This window comes from Nocardioides sediminis (genome assembly GCF_003047295.1).
GTDB lineage: Bacteria > Actinomycetota > Actinomycetes > Propionibacteriales > Nocardioidaceae > Nocardioides > Nocardioides sediminis.
Genome location: NZ_PZYZ01000006.1, coordinates 1 through 15,103 on the forward strand (window position 1 = coordinate 1; position 15,103 = coordinate 15,103).

Annotated in this window: 22 protein-coding genes; 14 read left to right on the top strand and 8 right to left on the bottom strand. The window is 73.5% G+C overall.

Annotated features, from left to right (window positions below; all coding sequences use genetic code 11):
• Nucleotides 1-214: 214 nt before the first annotated feature.
• Complete coding sequence (locus tag DAI17_RS14030) at nt 215-460, top strand: tautomerase family protein (protein WP_107773839.1); 246 nt, start codon at nt 215-217, stop codon at nt 458-460.
• Nucleotides 461-515: 55 nt separating this feature from the next.
• Here the strand turns inward: DAI17_RS14030 and DAI17_RS14035 are convergent, their stop codons facing one another.
• Entirely contained in the window at nt 516-842 is a 327-nt protein-coding gene (locus DAI17_RS14035) for an Imm51 family immunity protein (protein ID WP_199905137.1), read from the bottom strand.
• On the opposite strand from DAI17_RS14035, the gene DAI17_RS14040 reads away from it, so the two are divergent.
• Nucleotides 841-1,185: a hypothetical protein gene (locus DAI17_RS14040; protein WP_159081543.1), complete on the top strand. Its 345-nt coding sequence runs from the start codon at nt 841-843 to the stop codon at nt 1,183-1,185. The two genes, DAI17_RS14035 and DAI17_RS14040, sit on opposite strands and share 2 nt — an antisense overlap.
• 89 nt (nt 1,186-1,274) lie before the next feature.
• On the opposite strand, the gene DAI17_RS14045 is transcribed toward DAI17_RS14040, so the two are convergent.
• Entirely contained in the window at nt 1,275-1,904 is a 630-nt protein-coding gene (locus DAI17_RS14045; protein WP_107773841.1) for a class I SAM-dependent methyltransferase, read from the bottom strand.
• A 34-nt stretch (nt 1,905-1,938) separates the two neighbouring features.
• Between DAI17_RS14045 and DAI17_RS14050 the strand changes: the two genes are divergently transcribed.
• Nucleotides 1,939-2,949 (top strand): aldo/keto reductase family protein, encoded by a 1,011-nt coding sequence (locus DAI17_RS14050; protein WP_107773842.1) that lies wholly within the window; start codon nt 1,939-1,941, stop codon nt 2,947-2,949.
• Between the two features lie 52 nt (nt 2,950-3,001).
• On the opposite strand, the gene DAI17_RS14055 is transcribed toward DAI17_RS14050, so the two are convergent.
• Together DAI17_RS14055 and DAI17_RS14060 are read right to left on the bottom strand one after the other, a co-directional pair.
• Nucleotides 3,002-3,526, bottom strand: coding sequence for a DUF2231 domain-containing protein (locus tag DAI17_RS14055; protein WP_107773843.1), 525 nt, complete (start codon nt 3,524-3,526; stop codon nt 3,002-3,004).
• An 85-nt stretch (nt 3,527-3,611) separates the two neighbouring features.
• Entirely contained in the window at nt 3,612-5,426 is a 1,815-nt protein-coding gene (locus DAI17_RS14060; RefSeq protein WP_107773844.1) for a DNA/RNA non-specific endonuclease, read from the bottom strand.
• Nucleotides 5,427-5,540: 114 nt separating this feature from the next.
• Here DAI17_RS14060 and DAI17_RS14065 point away from each other — a divergent pair, with 114 nt between their 5' ends.
• A complete protein-coding gene (locus DAI17_RS14065) occupies nt 5,541-5,978 on the top strand; it encodes an SRPBCC family protein (protein ID WP_159081544.1) in 438 nt (145 codons plus the stop codon).
• Nucleotides 5,975-6,940 (top strand): SDR family NAD(P)-dependent oxidoreductase, encoded by a 966-nt coding sequence (locus DAI17_RS14070; RefSeq protein ID WP_107773846.1) that lies wholly within the window; start codon nt 5,975-5,977, stop codon nt 6,938-6,940. The genes DAI17_RS14065 and DAI17_RS14070 overlap by 4 nt, the downstream gene beginning before the upstream one ends.
• A 21-nt stretch (nt 6,941-6,961) precedes the next feature.
• On the opposite strand, the gene DAI17_RS14075 is transcribed toward DAI17_RS14070, so the two are convergent.
• Nucleotides 6,962-7,915, bottom strand: coding sequence for an NAD(P)-dependent alcohol dehydrogenase (locus DAI17_RS14075; protein WP_107773847.1), 954 nt, complete (start codon nt 7,913-7,915; stop codon nt 6,962-6,964).
• A gap of 101 nt (nt 7,916-8,016) precedes the next feature.
• Between DAI17_RS14075 and DAI17_RS14080 the strand changes: the two genes are divergently transcribed.
• The 3 genes from DAI17_RS14080 to DAI17_RS14090 are packed head-to-tail and all read left to right on the top strand — an operon-like array spanning nt 8,017 to nt 9,309.
• Nucleotides 8,017-8,703, top strand: coding sequence for a TetR/AcrR family transcriptional regulator (locus DAI17_RS14080; RefSeq protein WP_107773848.1), 687 nt, complete (start codon nt 8,017-8,019; stop codon nt 8,701-8,703).
• Between the two features lie 9 nt (nt 8,704-8,712).
• Nucleotides 8,713-9,006, top strand: coding sequence for a Dabb family protein (locus DAI17_RS14085; protein WP_107773849.1), 294 nt, complete (start codon nt 8,713-8,715; stop codon nt 9,004-9,006).
• A 36-nt stretch (nt 9,007-9,042) separates the two neighbouring features.
• A complete protein-coding gene (locus DAI17_RS14090; protein WP_107773850.1) occupies nt 9,043-9,309 on the top strand; it encodes a hypothetical protein in 267 nt (88 codons plus the stop codon).
• 20 nt (nt 9,310-9,329) lie between these two features.
• Here DAI17_RS14090 and DAI17_RS14095 read toward each other — a convergent pair whose 3' ends face one another.
• Nucleotides 9,330-10,145 (bottom strand): DUF72 domain-containing protein, encoded by an 816-nt coding sequence (locus tag DAI17_RS14095; protein WP_107773851.1) that lies wholly within the window; start codon nt 10,143-10,145, stop codon nt 9,330-9,332.
• 108 nt (nt 10,146-10,253) lie between these two features.
• Here DAI17_RS14095 and DAI17_RS14100 point away from each other — a divergent pair, with 108 nt between their 5' ends.
• From DAI17_RS14100 to DAI17_RS14110, 3 genes are all read left to right on the top strand, one after another.
• A complete protein-coding gene (locus DAI17_RS14100) occupies nt 10,254-10,736 on the top strand; it encodes a cupin domain-containing protein (protein ID WP_107773852.1) in 483 nt (160 codons plus the stop codon).
• A 108-nt stretch (nt 10,737-10,844) separates the two neighbouring features.
• On the top strand, nt 10,845-11,201 hold the full coding sequence (locus DAI17_RS14105) for a hypothetical protein (RefSeq protein WP_107773853.1): 357 nt from the start codon (nt 10,845-10,847) through the stop codon (nt 11,199-11,201).
• Nucleotides 11,202-11,262: 61 nt separating this feature from the next.
• Nucleotides 11,263-11,640 carry a tetratricopeptide repeat protein gene (locus DAI17_RS14110; protein WP_107773854.1) on the top strand — a complete coding sequence of 126 codons (378 nt, stop codon included), beginning with the start codon at nt 11,263-11,265 and terminating at the stop codon, nt 11,638-11,640.
• Nucleotides 11,641-11,760: 120 nt separating this feature from the next.
• Here DAI17_RS14110 and DAI17_RS14115 read toward each other — a convergent pair whose 3' ends face one another.
• Nucleotides 11,761-12,705 (bottom strand): helix-turn-helix transcriptional regulator, encoded by a 945-nt coding sequence (locus DAI17_RS14115; protein ID WP_107773855.1) that lies wholly within the window; start codon nt 12,703-12,705, stop codon nt 11,761-11,763.
• A 62-nt stretch (nt 12,706-12,767) separates the two neighbouring features.
• Here DAI17_RS14115 and DAI17_RS14120 point away from each other — a divergent pair, with 62 nt between their 5' ends.
• Complete coding sequence (locus DAI17_RS14120) at nt 12,768-13,343, top strand: mycothiol transferase (protein WP_107774123.1); 576 nt, start codon at nt 12,768-12,770, stop codon at nt 13,341-13,343.
• Nucleotides 13,344-13,478: 135 nt separating this feature from the next.
• Here the strand turns inward: DAI17_RS14120 and DAI17_RS14125 are convergent, their stop codons facing one another.
• Entirely contained in the window at nt 13,479-13,799 is a 321-nt protein-coding gene (locus tag DAI17_RS14125) for a GNAT family N-acetyltransferase (protein ID WP_107773856.1), read from the bottom strand.
• Nucleotides 13,800-13,905: 106 nt separating this feature from the next.
• Here DAI17_RS14125 and DAI17_RS14130 point away from each other — a divergent pair, with 106 nt between their 5' ends.
• Together DAI17_RS14130 and DAI17_RS14135 are read left to right on the top strand one after the other, a co-directional pair.
• Complete coding sequence (locus DAI17_RS14130) at nt 13,906-14,253, top strand: hypothetical protein (RefSeq protein ID WP_107773857.1); 348 nt, start codon at nt 13,906-13,908, stop codon at nt 14,251-14,253.
• Complete coding sequence (locus tag DAI17_RS14135) at nt 14,250-15,035, top strand: WXG100 family type VII secretion target (RefSeq protein WP_107773858.1); 786 nt, start codon at nt 14,250-14,252, stop codon at nt 15,033-15,035. Before DAI17_RS14130 ends, DAI17_RS14135 begins: the two co-directional genes overlap by 4 nt.
• Nucleotides 15,036-15,103 lie beyond the last annotated feature (68 nt).

Sequence of the window (15,103 nt, forward strand, 5' to 3'; positions counted from 1 at the left end):
ATGCCGACGGCAGCCGTTTGGTACGCCGATCGCACGGCCGACCCCGAGCAGGAGCCGTGACTGTCAGGGGACAGCTGGGCGCCTGCATCGAATCGGACGTCCGCACATGTCGCGTTGGGTGCGAGGATCTGGCGATGTGAGGACGACCCAACACCGCGATGCTTGCGTAGCGCGGTGACCGCGACGCTGGCCGAACTCGTGCGCGACAGATGGGCTGTACTGCTCGCCGACGCTGACACAGCCTGAGTACGCGACGTTGGTGGCGGTCGACTGCTTCGCCGGTCGCTCGGTCGAGGCGAAGAGACGGCTCTACTCGGAAATCGTCGACCAGCTCGAGCCACTGGGAATCCCTCGCGACCACATCGCCATCAACCTGCGGGAAAGCCTTTCGGAGAGCTGGGGCATCTCCGGCGGCCAAGCCGCGTGCGACGTGGATCTGGGCTTCAACGTCAACGTGTAGTGGCCGCACTGACCTGCCGCTGAGCGCTCGTTGCCGACGGTGGTTGCGCGCAGGATCAGTCGTCGAACTGGAACCCTTCGCGTGCAGCGGCCGCCACAGTGTCCGCGACTAGTCCGCTGTCCACCAGGTAGGGAGCCAGGACGCCCTGTACACGCTTCATCTGTCGACGTCGACCGGTGGCAGCGAACATCCCGCCTTCCGAATCCAGTTCGATCTGCTCCGTGAGGTCGGGCTCCAGGTAGCGAAGCATCCCCTCCCAAAAGTAGCCATTCGGTTCGTGGCCTGCCGCGACGATGGTCTCGTCGACCGGCAGCTCCCCGACATAGAAGGTGCAGTCGTACTGCATGAGCCCGACCCGGTTCACGCGAGGTGTGTCAGTCATGGCGCACATCTTGGGCTGTGAATCACCTCAACGTCCGGATCTGTCGCTGATGGTGCGCGATCATGCCGATGTGCGCGCGGCTCCAATGACGCGCATCTACGGTGGGTTCATGACTGCTGAGGAGCGTCAACTCACCGTCGCCGAGGCATACGAGGCCGCCTATCGCTTCGTCTGGCAGTACGCGGAGCGAGAGCCGAGCAACCAGGCGCTGCAACTTCTCCTGGTGAGCATGGAGCCGACGGGCGATCCCCAGCGGACCAACGACCCGGCAGCATGGCCGGACTGGGTCGCGTGCGTGTCCGACGTTGGACGGACAGCGTTGCCGCGCTTCCCCCGGGCATAGGTCAACGTCCGGATATGCCGCCTTCCGCGCGGTCCCGGCACAGTGACCGTCGTACTCGTCCCGGCAACGGGGAGCACACCCGCCAAGCCTCAGCCCCGGCGCGCCCGGAGCACCTGGTCGGTGTGGTGGTGCGCGCCCGGACCCTCGACGGGTGCACGCTCGACCTCCGCCACCTGCTCCACGGTCCAGCCGGCCGCGGTGACCGCCGCGACCAGGTCGTCGTGGCCGACGTAGTCGTCCGGGTCGAAGCCGTGCTCCGCGGCGCGCTCGCGGTCGACGTACGCGTGGTGCACGGCCAGGAGGGTGCCGCCGGGGGCGACCGCCCCGAGCAGCGTCGCGACGATCGAGCCGTCCCCGCGCAGGAGCGCGGGGTAGAAGAGGCTCACCAGGTCGTACGTCGCGTCCGACGGCAGGTCCTCGAGACCGTGGTGGCGCCACTCGATCGAGACGCCTGCGGCGGACGCGGCGTCGGCGGCGCGAGCCAGGGCGCGGCCCGAGACGTCGAGCCCCGTCACCCTCCAGCCCTGCTGGGCGAGCCAGAGGGCGTCGGCGCCCTCGCCGCAACCGACGTCCAGCACGGTGCCGGGCGGCATGCCGGAGACCTCCCGCACCAGGCCCTCGTTGGGGCGGCCGCTCCACATCGGCTCCTCGCCGTACCGGTCGTCCCACTCGTGGCCGTGCCCGTGCTCATGGCCGCCACCGTGCCCGTGCTGGTCCATGAACCCCAGTTTGGCAGCCCCGTAGTTTGAGCACATGGACTACCGATACCTCGGACACAGCGGGCTCAAGATCTCGGAGATCACCTACGGCAACTGGCTGACCCACGGGTCGCAGGTGGAGAACGAGATCGCGACCCAGTGCGTGCAGGCCGCGCTCGACGCGGGCATCTCGACCTTCGACACCGCCGACGTCTACGCCAACACCGCCGCCGAGACGGTGCTCGGCGAGGCCCTCAAGGGCGAGCGACGCGAGTCGCTGGAGATCTTCACCAAGGTCTACTGGCCGACCGGGCCCAAGGGCAAGAACGACACCGGCCTGTCCCGCAAGCACGTCATGGAGTCGATCAACGGCTCGCTGCAGCGGCTGCAGACCGACTACGTCGACCTCTACCAGGCGCACCGCTTCGACACCGAGACGCCGCTGGAGGAGACGATGCAGGCCTTCGCCGACATCGTCCGGCAGGGCAAGGCTCTCTACATCGGCGTCAGCGAGTGGACCGCCGACCAGATCCGTGCGGGCGTCGAGCTGAGCCGCGAGCTCGGCTTCCAGCTCATCTCCAGCCAGCCGCAGTACTCCATGCTCTGGCGCGTCATCGAGGACGAGGTCGTCCCGGCCTCCCGCGAGCTCGGCGTCTCCCAGATCGTGTGGAGCCCGATCGCGCAGGGCGTGCTGACGGGCAAGTACGTGCCCGGCCAGCCCCTGCCCGAGGGGTCGCGCGCCACCGACGAGAAGGGCGGTGCCGACATGATCAAGCGCTTCATGAACGACGACGTCCTCACCCGGGTCCAGGCGCTCAAGCCGGTCGCCGACGAGGCCGGCCTGACCATGGCCCAGCTCGCCGTCGCCTGGGTGCTGCAGAACGACAACGTCGCCTCCGCGATCGTCGGCGCCTCCCGGCCCGAGCAGGTCGGCGAGAACGTCAAGGCCGCCGGCGTGAAGCTCGACGACGACGCGATGAAGGCGATCGACGACGCCCTCGGCGACGTCGTGGAGCGCGACCCGGCGAAGACCGCCGAGAACGCGCCTCGGACCCGCGTGGTCTGAGCCGTACGACGCACGCCGCGGAGCGCCGTACGGTGCCGGGTCGGCGTCGGGGTCAGTCCTCGACGCCGACCCCGAGCCGGTAGGTGAGGTGCCCGCCCAGGTAGGCGCCCGCGCTCGCCACGGTGATCCCGGCGAGGGCCAACCGCCGCGCCCGGCGGCGGTCGCCGCGCCGGCGACTGACCCAGGCGGTGGCGAACAGGACGAGGGACGCGTCCATCGACGCGGCGTGGACGACGGTCACTCGCGTCGCCGCACCGGTCGTCGTGGCGAGGTCGTGGGCGCCCGTGACGGCGGTGGGGATGGCGGTGGCGCAGCCGGTGGCCAGCAGGGCGTCGACCGCCGCCGCGTGCCTCTCGCCGTCGACGAGGTCGAGCAGCACCGCCATCAGCCAGGCGCCCATCGGCACCTGCACCGCGATGGGGTGCACCCGGTGCCCCAGCCAGGACCCGCCGAGCAGGTCGTCGAGCGCCGGTCGGGCCACGAACATCTCGTGCGCCCAGTCGCGACTGACGTCGGCGAGGGAGTCGAGGGCGTCCGCGTCCTCGATGCGGCGGGCGAGTGACTCGAGCAGGCTCATGCGTCCTCCTGTGCGATGGCGCCGGACGAGCGGCCGGGCTGGTCCCGCCAGTCGACCACGGGTCAGGGTGTGAGGGACAGGGTCGTCACCAGGCGATGTCCTCCTCGCGAGTGACGACCCGTGCTTCGACCGCCTCGACGCCGGTGCCCTCGACGAGGGCCGGGTCCAGCACGACGCCGGTGCGCTCGGTGACCACGGAGAGCGGCACCTGGTAGGTCTCGAGGTCCCCGAGGTCGATCGTCTCCAGCGGGTCGAGGTCCTGGGTGAGCAGGAACGCCCGCGCGGTGAGGGCGCCGTCCTCCTCCCAGGCGATGACCTTCCAGTACTCCCGCGGGACCTGGACGTCGCGGTAGACGAGGTCGTCGTCGCGCAGCACCGGACCGCCGAACACGCTGATCCGGAGCCGGTCGACGGTCGCCGCCTCGTAGAGCGCGTCCTCCAGCCGTCCCCAGACCCCGTTGCGCTTCGCCTGGTTGAACGCGTCGATCTGGGGCGCGATGTTGGTGAAGAAGAACGAGTCGGTGTTGGCCCGCGCCGCCTCGGCGGCCGTCCCCCACGTGAGGTCGGCCCGCCGGGCGAGGTGGCCGCGGTCGAGCCGGTTGTCGGCATAGAGCTCCTCGCCGACCTGCGCGTCGGCCGGCACCCGCGGGTCGAGGCGGAAGTCGTCGCTGCGCTCGAGCCGCCGCATCGAGGTGCCGTCGACGTTCCACGCGACCCACCGGGCCAGCCGCCGCGAGGTGCTCATGGTCAGCGAGAAGTGGGTGTAGGGCACGACGGGGTCACCGTCGACCTCGACCGCGTCGGCGGCCAGGTCGGGGACCAGCGAGGGCACCGCGACGGGCGTGCCGAGGAACTCCTCGTCGTAGCCCGTCCCCGCGGCCGCGGCGGCCGCCTGCGCGGCGGTCTCGGCCGAGAGCGTGATGCCGAGCTTGTCGAAGACCGAGCGCGGCAGGCACGCCAGCGCGTGCTCCTCCGAGGCACGCCCGTCGGTCTCGCCGGCGAAGTGCAGGCCGGCCAGCACCCGGGTCGGGCGGCCGTTGCCCGCCTTGAACAGCCACGCGCTGCCGGAGTCGCCGCCGTCGCTGAGCTCCCCGCCCTCTGGCGGACGCCCGGGGTCGGGGCTGATCTCGAAGCAGCCGATCCGGTGCGAGCCGGCGCTGCCGTAGTCGAGCCGCACGATCACGTCGACCCGCGACACCCGGCCGTGGGTCACCCCCGTGGTCCGACCCGACTTCACCACCGGGTCGCCGAGCTCGGGGTCGCCCAGCTCGGTCGGCGCGACGCCCAGCTCGAGCACGGCCGGGTCGAACCCGCGCTCCTCGATGGTCGCGATCGCGGCGTCGCCGGCGATGCCGAGGTAGGAGCGGGTGACGACGCCGAGCCGGTTGCGGCCCGCGCGGTTGTCGTCGTACGGGCCGGGCTGGACGACCTCGTCGCCGATCGACCCGCCCGGACCCTGCAGGACGTGCCAGTTGCTGAGCACGTGCGGCGCACCCGTGTCGGTGTCCCACACGATGCAGCCGAGCGTGCCCGCGCTCTCGCCCACCCCGGCGACGCTGACACCCGGCACGACGGGGTCGATGCGGGTGCGCCGTGCGTCGGGCGCGGCCTCGGGCACCACGACGTACGACGGGGCGTAGGTGCGCTCGAGGACGTCGGTCGGCACCTCGACGCTCTCGACGACGACCGACCCGGGGATCAGCGCGGACCCCAGCGCCTCGACCTGCTCCGGCGGGACCTTGGCGGCCACGGTGAACTGCACGCACACGACGTCGGTGCGGCGTCCGTCGACGACCTTGTGGCCGATGCCGATCGAGGTGATGTTGGGGTCGGCGAGGAAGTCGGAGCCGTGCCGGCGGACGTAGTCGCGGAGGGCGGCCGGGGTCGCGGTGGTGGGCATGCCCCGACGGTACGGCGCATCGGGGACAGCGGTAGGACAGCGCGCGCGGCGTGCGTGTGGGGCCCGCCCGTAGCGTGGAGGGCACCCCAGGACTGCCCCGAGGAGCGCATGCCCGTGAAGCCGACCGTGTCCCGCACCTTCACCACGACCGCCCCGCCCGGGGCGGTCTTCGACTACCTCGCCGACTTCACCCACGCGGAGGAGTGGGACCCGGGCACGGTGTCCTGCGAGCGCGTGTCGGGGGACGGCGGCGTCGGGACCGTCTACCGCAACGTGTCGTCCTTCATGGGCCGCACCACCGAGATCACCTACACGACGGTCGAGGCCGAGCGCCCCACGCGGATCCACCTCATCGGCCGCAACGAGCAGTTCGAGGGCCACGACGTGCTCGGGATCCGCGCCAGCGGCACCGGTTCGGAGGTCACCTACACCGCCGAGTTCTCCTTCGAGGGCGCCGCCCGCTTCGCGGCGCCGGTGGTCGCGGCGTACCTCCCGGTGCTGGCGCGCAAGACGGTCGGCGAGCTCCGCTCCTGCCTGGACCGGCTCGCATGAGCCGGCCGCTGCCCGTGCGGGCGCTGGACACCGTGCTCGACCGGACGCTGGTGCTGGGCTACACGACGATCGGACTGCGGGTGCGCCGGGCGCTGCCCGGCTGGCCCGCCGACCCCGCACCCGACGCGCTGGCCGGCAAGGACGTGCTGGTGACCGGCGCCAGCTCCGGGCTCGGCGTCGCGACCGCCGAGGGGCTCGCCTCGCTGGGCGCTCGCGTGCACCTGGTGGTGCGGGACGAGGCCAAGGGTGCCTGGGTCCGCGACGAGATCGCCGGCCGGCTCCCGGACGCGTCGCTGCGGCTGTGGCGCTGCGACGTGGGGGACGTGGAGGACGTACGCCGCTTCGCCGCCGACGTCGCCGCCGAGCTGCCCTCGATCCACGCGATCGTCCACAACGCCGGCGTCATGCCGCCCGAGCGCACCGAGTCGGCCCAGGGGCACGAGCTGAGCATGGCGGTGCACGTCGTCGGTCCGGTCGTGATGACCGAGGCGCTGCGGCCGCAGCTGGCCGGGGGCCGGGTGGTGCTGGTGAGCTCCGGCGGGATGTACGGCCAGGCGCTGCGGGCCGACGACCCGGAGTACCGCCGCGGCGACTACTCGCCGACGACGTCCTACGCCCGCTCCAAGCGCATGCAGGTCGAGATGCTGCCTCTGCTCGCCGACCGGTGGTCCCTCCACGGGATCACCGCGGCCGCGATGCACCCGGGCTGGGCCGACACCCCGGGCGTGCAGGAGTCGCTGCCGCGCTTCCGCACGGTGACCCGGCCGGTGCTGCGCGACGACGCCCAGGGCGCCGACACCAGCGTGTGGCTGGTCGGCACCGAGCCGACGCCGCCCACCGGGCGGTTCTGGCACGACCGCGTGGAGCGGCCGGTCAACCTGCTGCCGACCACCCGGGCCGGCGAGGAGGCCCGGGCGACCGCGTGGGCGTGGCTGCGCGTGGCGGCCGGGCTGTCCGACTGACGCGGGCCCGGCCGCTGCGCCTCACGGGCGGAGCAGCACGTTGCCGACCTTGCGGCCGGAGTCGACGCGCTCGTGGGCGGCGACGACCTCGTCGAGCGGCAGCACCCGGTCCAGCACCACCCGGAGCCGTCCCGAGGCGACGAGGTCGAGCAGCTCGCGCATGTCCCCGACCCGCTCGGGCGCCGGCCCGGCCTTGACGTCGCCGCGGGCCCGCAGGGTGTCGCCGAGGGAGGCGACGGCCAGCAGCAGGACACCGCCGTCGGCCAGCAGGGGGCGGCCGGAGGCGGGCGAGAGGGTGCCCACGGTGTCGAACACGACGTCGTACCGCTCGGGGAGCGTCGTGACGTCGGTCGTGGTGTGGTCGACGACGTGGGTGGCGCCGAGGCTGCGGACGAGGTCGGCGTTGGCGCCGCTGCAGACGCCGGTGACGGTGGCGCCCGCGTTGTGGGCGAGCTGGACCGCGTTGGTGCCGACCGCCCCCGATGCGCCGACGACCAGGACCGAGCTGCCCGGCCTGTCCTGCAGATGGGCCTTCTCGCGCAGGTAGAACAGTGCGGTCGTGCCGCCGAAGATCACGCCGGCCGCGTCGTCGTGGCTCACGCCGGCCGGGACCGGGACGACCTTCGTGGCACGTACGACGACCAGCTCGGCGTGGGTGCCCATCCGGGCGCCGGTCGTGCCGGCGACCTCGTCGCCGACGGACACGTCGGTGACCTCGGACCCGACGGCCTCGACCGTGCCGGAGAACGTGAGGCCCAGGACCGACCGCCGCGGCCGGCGGACCCCCAGGGCCAGCCGGGCGAAGGGCGCGAACCCGCGGGGGAAGCGCGCCCCGCGGATGCGGGCGTCGCCCGAGGTGACGGCCGTCGCGCGCACTCGGACGAGGACGTCCTTCGGACCTGGGACGGGATCCGCGACCTCCTCGACCCGCACCACCCCGGGGGGACCGTACTCACGGACGACGGCTGCTCTCATGGTGTCTCCCTCCGGTTTCCTTACACCTGTAAGTCTGCCCAGGACTGTAGCCTTACACCCGTAAGCCTGCAAGGGTCCTCCGACCCCGACCGAGGAGTGCCATGCCCGCCCGCTCGCCCCGACCGGCTCCCAGGTCTCGAGCGCTGAGTCGCGACGGCATCGTCGACGCCGCCGTCGCCGTGGCCGACCGCGGCGGGCTGTCGGCGGTGAGCATGCGCAGCGTCGGCCGCGAGGCGGGCGCGGAGGCCATGTCGCTCTACCACCACCTGCGCGGCAAGGAGGAGCTGCTCGACGCGCTCGCCGACTGGGCCTTCGCCCGGATCGCGCTGCCCGGCGCGGACGAGCCGTGGCGGGCCGCGATGCGCGCCCGCGCCTCCTCGGCGCGCGCCGTGCTGGTCGCGCACCCCTGGGCGCTGGGGCTGCTGGAGTCGCGGCGCCACCCGGGTCCCGCGCTGCTGCGCCACCACGACGCCGTGCTCGGCTGCCTGCGGCGGGCCGGGTTCCCGGTGGTGCTGGCGGCGCACGCCTACTCGGTGCTCGACGCCTACGTCTACGGCTTCGTGCTGACCGAGCTCAACCTGCCGATGGAGGGCGGGGAGGACGCCGAGGAGTTCGCCACCGGACTCGGTCTCGCCGCCGAGGAGCACCCGCACCTGGTCGAGATGATCACCGAGCAGGTGGTGGGCGGCGACTACTCCTACGCCGCGGAGTTCGACTGGGGCCTCGACCTCGTCCTCGACGGGCTCGAGGCGCGGCTGGCCGGGTCGACCGGGCGCGCGCACGGCTAGGGTCGGCGCGTGATCCGCCACACCGTCGCCTTCCGCCTCGTCCACCCGTCCGGCTCCCCCGCGGAGCAGGAGTTCCTCGACGCCGGCGCGGCCCTGGCCGCCATCCCGGGGGTGGAGCGCTTCGAGCAGCTGCGCCAGACCGGCACCAAGAACGACTTCACCCACGGCTTCTCGATGGAGTTCGCCGACCGGGCGGCGTACGACGCCTACAACGAGCACCCCGTGCACGCGGCCTTCGTCGCGCAGCGCTGGGTCCCGGAGGTCGAGGACTTCCTCGAGCTCGACTACCAGCCGCTGGGGTGAGCCTGCGTCGTACGACGCGCGCGTAGGGTCGCCGGCATGGACACCGGCACCCCCAGCAGCCCCGCGCCCGACAGCACCGGCAGCGACTGGCACGACCCCGAGGCGAGCGACGCGGACGGCAGCCCGGCGTCGTCGTTCCCCGGCGCCGGCGAGCGGCGCGACGACGGCGCCGAGGCGCTCGAGGCGGAGCCCGCGGGCAACGCCACCGTCGGTGACACCGTCGACACCGATGCCGTCGACTCCAGCGCCCACGAGGCGGGTCCTGCCTCCGACGAGGTGGCCGACCAGGTGGAGCGCGGCTGACCCGACCGTCGCGACCCGCGTCAGTCGCGCAGCAGGTCCGCGAGCGCGATGGCGTCGAAGGGTGCGTGCACCTTGACGTCGTTGTCGAAGTAGACGAACACGTCGAGCTCGGCGGCGTCCCAGGCCCGCGACCTGTCGGCCCAGCGCGCCAGGGCCTCCGGCCCGTAGCCGCTGGCGTAGAGCTCCTCGTCCCCGTGCAGGCGCACGTAGACGACGTCGGAGGTGACCTCGTCGAACATCGGCCACGTGCCCGCGGAGTCCGACACCACCATCCCGACGTCGTGGGCGCGCAGCAGCTCGCAGAACTCCGGGGTGCGGAACGACTCGTGCCGCACCTCCAGGACGTGCCGCAGCGGCCGGTCGACCGGCACCTCCGTGTCGGCGCCCTCCACCAGCCGGTCGGGCTCGTGGTGGGCCCGGGCGAGCTCGGCCGCCGAGGTCGTACGTCGCGGCAGGGCGTCGAAGAAGGCCGCGAGGCGGTCGGGCCGGAAGGTCACCTGCGGGGGCAGCTGCCACAGCACCGGGCCGAGCCGGTCGCCCAGCGACAGCACGCCGGTGGCGAAGAAGTTGGCGAGCGGCACCTCGGGGTCCGCGAGCTTCTTCATGTGCGTGATGAACCGCGGGCCCTTGACCGAGAAGACGAAGTCCTCGGGCACCGCGGCCGCCCAGGCCCGCCAGCTCGAGGGCCGCTGGAGGGAGTAGAACGAGCCGTTGACCTCGATCGTTGACAGGCGTCCGGCGGCGTGCTCGAGCTCGCGGCGCTGGGGCAGTCCGCGCGGGTAGAACACGCCGCGCCAGCCGGCGTACCGCCAGCCCGAGATGCCGACCCGGATCATCGTCCTGCCTCCTGGGATGGGTGGGCCCTGCTCGTACCCGCCCACGGTCGCAGGATGCGGGCCCTCAGACGACCGCGACCGCCCGCCGGACCGTGCGACGCTGGGGGCATGTCGTTCCCCGCCTATCCGTCCGACGTCTACACCGGCGAGGGTGGGGAGGTGAGCGCGTGGCTGCGTCGCGACGACACCCCGCCCGACATCACCTACCCCAGTGGCGGGACCTGCGAGTACCTCGTCACCGGCGAGCAGTCACGCGGGCTGCTGGGCGTCTACCGCTGGACGTTCGGCGAGGCCGAGACCGGGCCGGACCCGCACTTCCACCGCAGCATCTCCGAGCACTTCTACGTGCTGTCGGGCACCGTGCGACTCTTCGACGGCCGGGAGTGGGTGACGGGCTCGGCGGGCGACTACCTCTACGTGCCGGAGGGCGGCATCCACGGCTTCCGGGGCTCCGACCATGCCCGGATGCTGCTCAGCTTCGCCCCCGGTGGGCCGCGCGAGGACTACTTCGAGACCCTCGCCCGCGGCGGGCGGATGAGCGAGGACGAGCGGGCGGCGTTCATGCTGCGCCACGACACCTTCTGGGTCTGACAGCCGGGTCTGACAGCCGGGTCCGACCCCGGGTCTCCGGGTGCCGGTCGCGACACCCGCGGGTGGCCGACGCTTGCCCCGTCACCACCCACGGGACAAGGTGGAGGCATGAGGCACGAGAGCGAAGGCGACTGGGGCGAGACCCAGCTGGACCCGGCCGAGCAGGCCGAGGCGGAGATCAACCTCGAGGACCCGGAGGCCGGCGACTTCGAGCCGTGGAGCCCCCCGGACCGCCAGCCGCGTGGCGCGGAGTTCATCGAGGGCGACGAGACGATCTCCCAGCGCCTCCGGCAGGAGGAGCCCGACCCCGACGCCGGCTACCACGACCCCGCGGACGTGGACATGGTCGGCGGCGACGACCCGGACGCCGTGCCCGCCGACGAGGACGTGCTCGGTGCCGGCGACGGGATCGAGCCCGGCGGCGACGAGGGCCCCGAGTCGCGGGCGATGCACGTCGAGCCCTGAGGAGGAATACCCCCTGGGGGTAGCGGGTTGTGGTGTCGTCCGACCCACGAGAGGGGAACCCATGACCCGCATCGAGCAGACGCTCCGCACCCTGGCGCCGTACGACGCCTTCCGCTGGGCCGAGGACCTCTTCGAGCAGCGCGACTACTACGCCGCCGCGACCGTGCTGCAGCACCTCGTCGACACCCACCCCGACGAGCGCGACCTCGGCAGCGCCCGCGAGCTGCTCGCGCGCAGCTACTTCCACTCCGCGCAGTCGCGCCGGGCGGCGGAGGCAGCGCGCGACCTGCTCGACCGGGACCCCGGCAACGCGTACGCCGCGCTGCTGCTCGCCCGGTCGCTGCAGCGGAGCGCCGGAGGCGACGCCGCCCGGCGTGACGAGGCCCGCGGCGTGCGGCGGCTCGCGGACGCGATGACCGCTGGCGTCGACGCCGCCTGATCAGGGACGACCGCCTCGTCGGACGTCGAGCGGGACGTCCGACGGAGCGGTCGCCGGGGCAGCCGGGTCGTCGGACGTCCCGGCGGACGTCCGACGGAGAGGCTGCCGGATCGTCGGACGTCAGCCCGCCGCGAGCAGCCGGCGTCCGAGCTCGCGCACGGCGTCGCGCACCTCGTCGCCCGCCACCACGCGGAACGGGACGGGCAGCAGCGCCAGCCCCTCGGCGTACGACGCGGGGTTGCTGGTGCTGCCCGTCAGCCGGGTGGTCCGGTCGTCGACCGCCTCCAGCCTCCCGAGCCGCCGGGGGAGCCAGGCGACCCGGTCGACCGGCGCGTCGATGACGACCTCGACGGGGTGCTCCCAGCCGACCGCGAGGTGCTCCTCGAGCGCCGACACGGGGTCGAGGTCCGCGGGCGGGCGGAACCCCGCGTCGAGCACCCGGACCGAGGTCACCCGGTCGATCCGGTAGGCGCGGGTGGCCTCCGAGTGGTGCGACCAGCAGAGCAGGTACCAGCGGCCGTGGCGGACCACGATCGCCCACGGGTCCACGGTGCTCTCCCACTCGCGCCCGGCCTCGGAGCGGTAGCCCAGCGACACCTGGCGGCTGGTCGACGCCGCCCGGACCAGGGCCGTGATGGCGGCGGGGTCCGGGCGCGCGGCCGACCGGTCGGGGACGGCGGCGGCCGTGCGGCGTACGGCCTCGGCCTGGGCGGCGACCGTGCCGGGGAGCGCGGCGATCAGCTTGCCGAGCGCCGAGCCGACGAGGTCGGTGGGGTCGCTGGCGGGGTGGTGCCCGTCGAGCGCGGCCATCACGAGCCCGAGCGCCTCGGCGGCGCTGAACCGCAGGGGCGGTAGCCGCAGGGCGCGGGCCACCCGGTAGCCGCCGTACTGCCCGCGGCTGCTGTCGATGTCGATGCCGGCGGCGCGCAGGATGCTGACGTAGCGCCGGGCCGCGCGGTCCGAGACGCCGAGCCGCTCGCCGAGCTCGACCGCGCCGATGCCGGGACTGGACTGGATCAGGTCGAGCGCGAGCAGCGCGCGGGCGGTGGGGTTGGTGTCGTCCACCGCCTCAGGATGGCACGCTCAACGGACGCGATCCGTCCGGAACCGGTCGTAGCGTGGCGACCATGACCGAGACCTACACCGCCGGCTGGACGCCGCCGCCCTGGGAGCCCCCCGTCGCGGGTACCGAGACCGAGCACCTGCTGGGTGCGATCACGCGGATGCGGACGACGTTCCGTTGGAAGGCCGGCCACCTCGACGCCGCCGGCCTGTCGACCACCCTCGGCCCGTCGTCGTTGACGCTCGGCGGGCTGCTGCTCCACCTGGCGCTGGTCGAGGACTTCATGTTCACCACCAAGCTGCGCGGCGAGGAGCTCGTCGAGCCGTGGCGCTCGCTGGGCCACGACGGCACCGACGACTGGGAGTTCACCAGCGCGGGCGGCTTCTCGCCCGAGGAGCTCTACCGGCAGTACGACGACGCGGTGGAGCGCGCCGACGCCCGGATCGCCGCTGCGCTCGACGAGGGCGGCCTCGACTTCGTGTGCCACGTCGACGACGGCGACGGCAACCACGCCAGCCTGCGACGGCTGCTGTTCGACCACCTCGAGGAGTACGGCCGCCACACCGGCCACGCCGACATGCTCCGCGAGTCGGTCGACGGGCTCGTCGGGGAGGACCCGCCGGGCGACTGGACCCGCTGAGAGCGAGGCCCTCGGCTTAGTTTGGGACGATCTGGGTGGGAATCTCGCCGGAATCCACCGAGATCGTCCCAAACTACCGGTGGCCGGCGCTGGTGACGGTCGCCCGAATCCCCGGCCCCACGCCGCCCGGTGGGCTCAGGCGCGCTGGGCGGCGCGGACGACGGCGACGGCGTCGTGCGTGACCGGGTCGACCAGGTCGGCGTACTCCTCGTGCCGGCCGAGGTAGCGCTTGACATAGGGACACACCGGTACGACGCGCAGCCCTGCCTCGCGCGTGGCGTCGAGCGCCCCGGAGACGAGCTCGCCGGCCAGCCCCTGGCCCTCGAACTCGTCGCCGACCTCGGTGTGGAAGAAGATCCGCTGCCCGTCGGAGTCGACGAACTGGGTCAGCCCGGCCCGCACGCCGTCCACCGAGATCTCGAAGCGGTCGCCGGCCAGGGTCACGTCGGTGCTCATGGGCCCACCCTAGGAGCGGCCGTTCCTCCACAGGCGCGAAGTCGTCCGTGTCCGGCCGCGTCGTCCCGGGAAGCGTGACCTCACCGACACGAGTGAGGAGCACGAGATGTGGCCCAGCAGTGAGCAGTCCGCCGGCGGGGTGATGCGGGTGGAGTACGACGTGGTCTCGCGCGCCGCGGCCGAGGAGCGCGCCGTGCGCAACGAGCTGATCCGGGTGCAGGACGAGCGGCGCGCGACCGCCCTGCCGCCGGCGGCGCTGGGCAGGATCCTGCCCAGCGAGGACCTCCTCGCCGCGGTGCGCCGGGCGGACGAGGCGACCCGGCGGCGGTTGTGGGACCAGGCCCACCGCTGCCAGGACCTGCACGAGACCCTGCGGGACTTCCGCAACGAGGTCCGGGCGGTCGACGCCGACGTGGCCGACCGCTTCGAGTCGCTGACGAGGGCCGTCTCGTGAGCGGGGTGGCCCTCGCCCCGACCCGCCTCGAGTCGGTGGCCCTGCTCGCCAGCCTGCCGGCCGAGGTGCAGGCGATCATCCGGCCGCTGGTGCAGCCGCTGCTCGAGCAGTGGGACGCCCTGGTCGGCGACCACGACGCCGTGCGGGAGGCCGCCGACCGGTGGCGGGGCGTGGGCGGCCACCTCGAGGACCTCGCCCACCGCCAGCGCCGGGCCGTGGCGGACACCGAGGTCGGGTGGGTGGGGCTGGCCCAGCTCAGCTGGACCGAGGCGGGGAGCGAGGTCGGACAGGGGCTCGAGGGGCTGGCCGAGCGCGCCCGGGACGTCGGCGACTGCCTCGAGCAGGCGGCGACGGCGGTCCACGAGACCGAGCGACTGGTGCGCGACCTCGTGCGCGAGCTGCTGGAGTGGGCCGCGCTGACCCTGGCCGTGTCGGCGGTGACCGGACTGGTCACCCTGGGTGCCTCCACCGTGGCGGGGGCCGCGACGGCCGCGGCCGAGGCGGCCGTGACCGGCTCCCGGATCGCCGCGCTGGTCCGCCGGCTGGCCGCCGTGCTGCGGCGGATCCAGGACCGGGTCGAGGCCTACCGTGACTGGGTGCAGGGCCTCCCGCGGCTGCACCGCCTGGTCGTCGAGCGTGCGGAGAAGCAGGTGGTCTCGACCGTGGTCAAGAAACCGCTGCGCGGGGCGACCTCGGAGGCGACGGGGATGGACGGCCAGGTCCGCGAGCCGCTCGAGGGCCTGTCCGCGACACGTTCCCGTCCCCTCGCGGCGCCGGGCTGAGACGGCTCGGTCGACCCACCCTTGCCGCGGGGTCCGCGCACCCGCAAGGGTGTGGGGGGTGCCACCGG

Coding starts and splice junctions, on each gene's coding strand:
- DAI17_RS14090 (WP_107773850.1), top strand. CDS start 9,043: ATGGACACCGGCACCCCCAGCAGCCCCGCGCCCGACAGCACCGGCAGC.
- DAI17_RS14060 (WP_107773844.1), bottom strand. CDS start 5,426: ATGCCCACCACCGCGACCCCGGCCGCCCTCCGCGACTACGTCCGCCGG.
- DAI17_RS14080 (WP_107773848.1), top strand. CDS start 8,017: ATGCCCGCCCGCTCGCCCCGACCGGCTCCCAGGTCTCGAGCGCTGAGT.
- DAI17_RS14130 (WP_107773857.1), top strand. CDS start 13,906: ATGTGGCCCAGCAGTGAGCAGTCCGCCGGCGGGGTGATGCGGGTGGAG.
- DAI17_RS14045 (WP_107773841.1), bottom strand. CDS start 1,904: ATGGACCAGCACGGGCACGGTGGCGGCCATGAGCACGGGCACGGCCAC.
- DAI17_RS14070 (WP_107773846.1), top strand. CDS start 5,975: ATGAGCCGGCCGCTGCCCGTGCGGGCGCTGGACACCGTGCTCGACCGG.
- DAI17_RS14050 (WP_107773842.1), top strand. CDS start 1,939: ATGGACTACCGATACCTCGGACACAGCGGGCTCAAGATCTCGGAGATC.
- DAI17_RS14075 (WP_107773847.1), bottom strand. CDS start 7,915: ATGAGAGCAGCCGTCGTCCGTGAGTACGGTCCCCCCGGGGTGGTGCGG.
- DAI17_RS14040 (WP_159081543.1), top strand. CDS start 841: ATGGCGCACATCTTGGGCTGTGAATCACCTCAACGTCCGGATCTGTCG.
- DAI17_RS14055 (WP_107773843.1), bottom strand. CDS start 3,526: ATGAGCCTGCTCGAGTCACTCGCCCGCCGCATCGAGGACGCGGACGCC.
- DAI17_RS14125 (WP_107773856.1), bottom strand. CDS start 13,799: ATGAGCACCGACGTGACCCTGGCCGGCGACCGCTTCGAGATCTCGGTG.
- DAI17_RS14035 (WP_199905137.1), bottom strand. CDS start 842: ATGACTGACACACCTCGCGTGAACCGGGTCGGGCTCATGCAGTACGAC.
- DAI17_RS14120 (WP_107774123.1), top strand. CDS start 12,768: ATGACCGAGACCTACACCGCCGGCTGGACGCCGCCGCCCTGGGAGCCC.
- DAI17_RS14110 (WP_107773854.1), top strand. CDS start 11,263: ATGACCCGCATCGAGCAGACGCTCCGCACCCTGGCGCCGTACGACGCC.
- DAI17_RS14100 (WP_107773852.1), top strand. CDS start 10,254: ATGTCGTTCCCCGCCTATCCGTCCGACGTCTACACCGGCGAGGGTGGG.
- DAI17_RS14095 (WP_107773851.1), bottom strand. CDS start 10,145: ATGATCCGGGTCGGCATCTCGGGCTGGCGGTACGCCGGCTGGCGCGGC.
- DAI17_RS14105 (WP_107773853.1), top strand. CDS start 10,845: ATGAGGCACGAGAGCGAAGGCGACTGGGGCGAGACCCAGCTGGACCCG.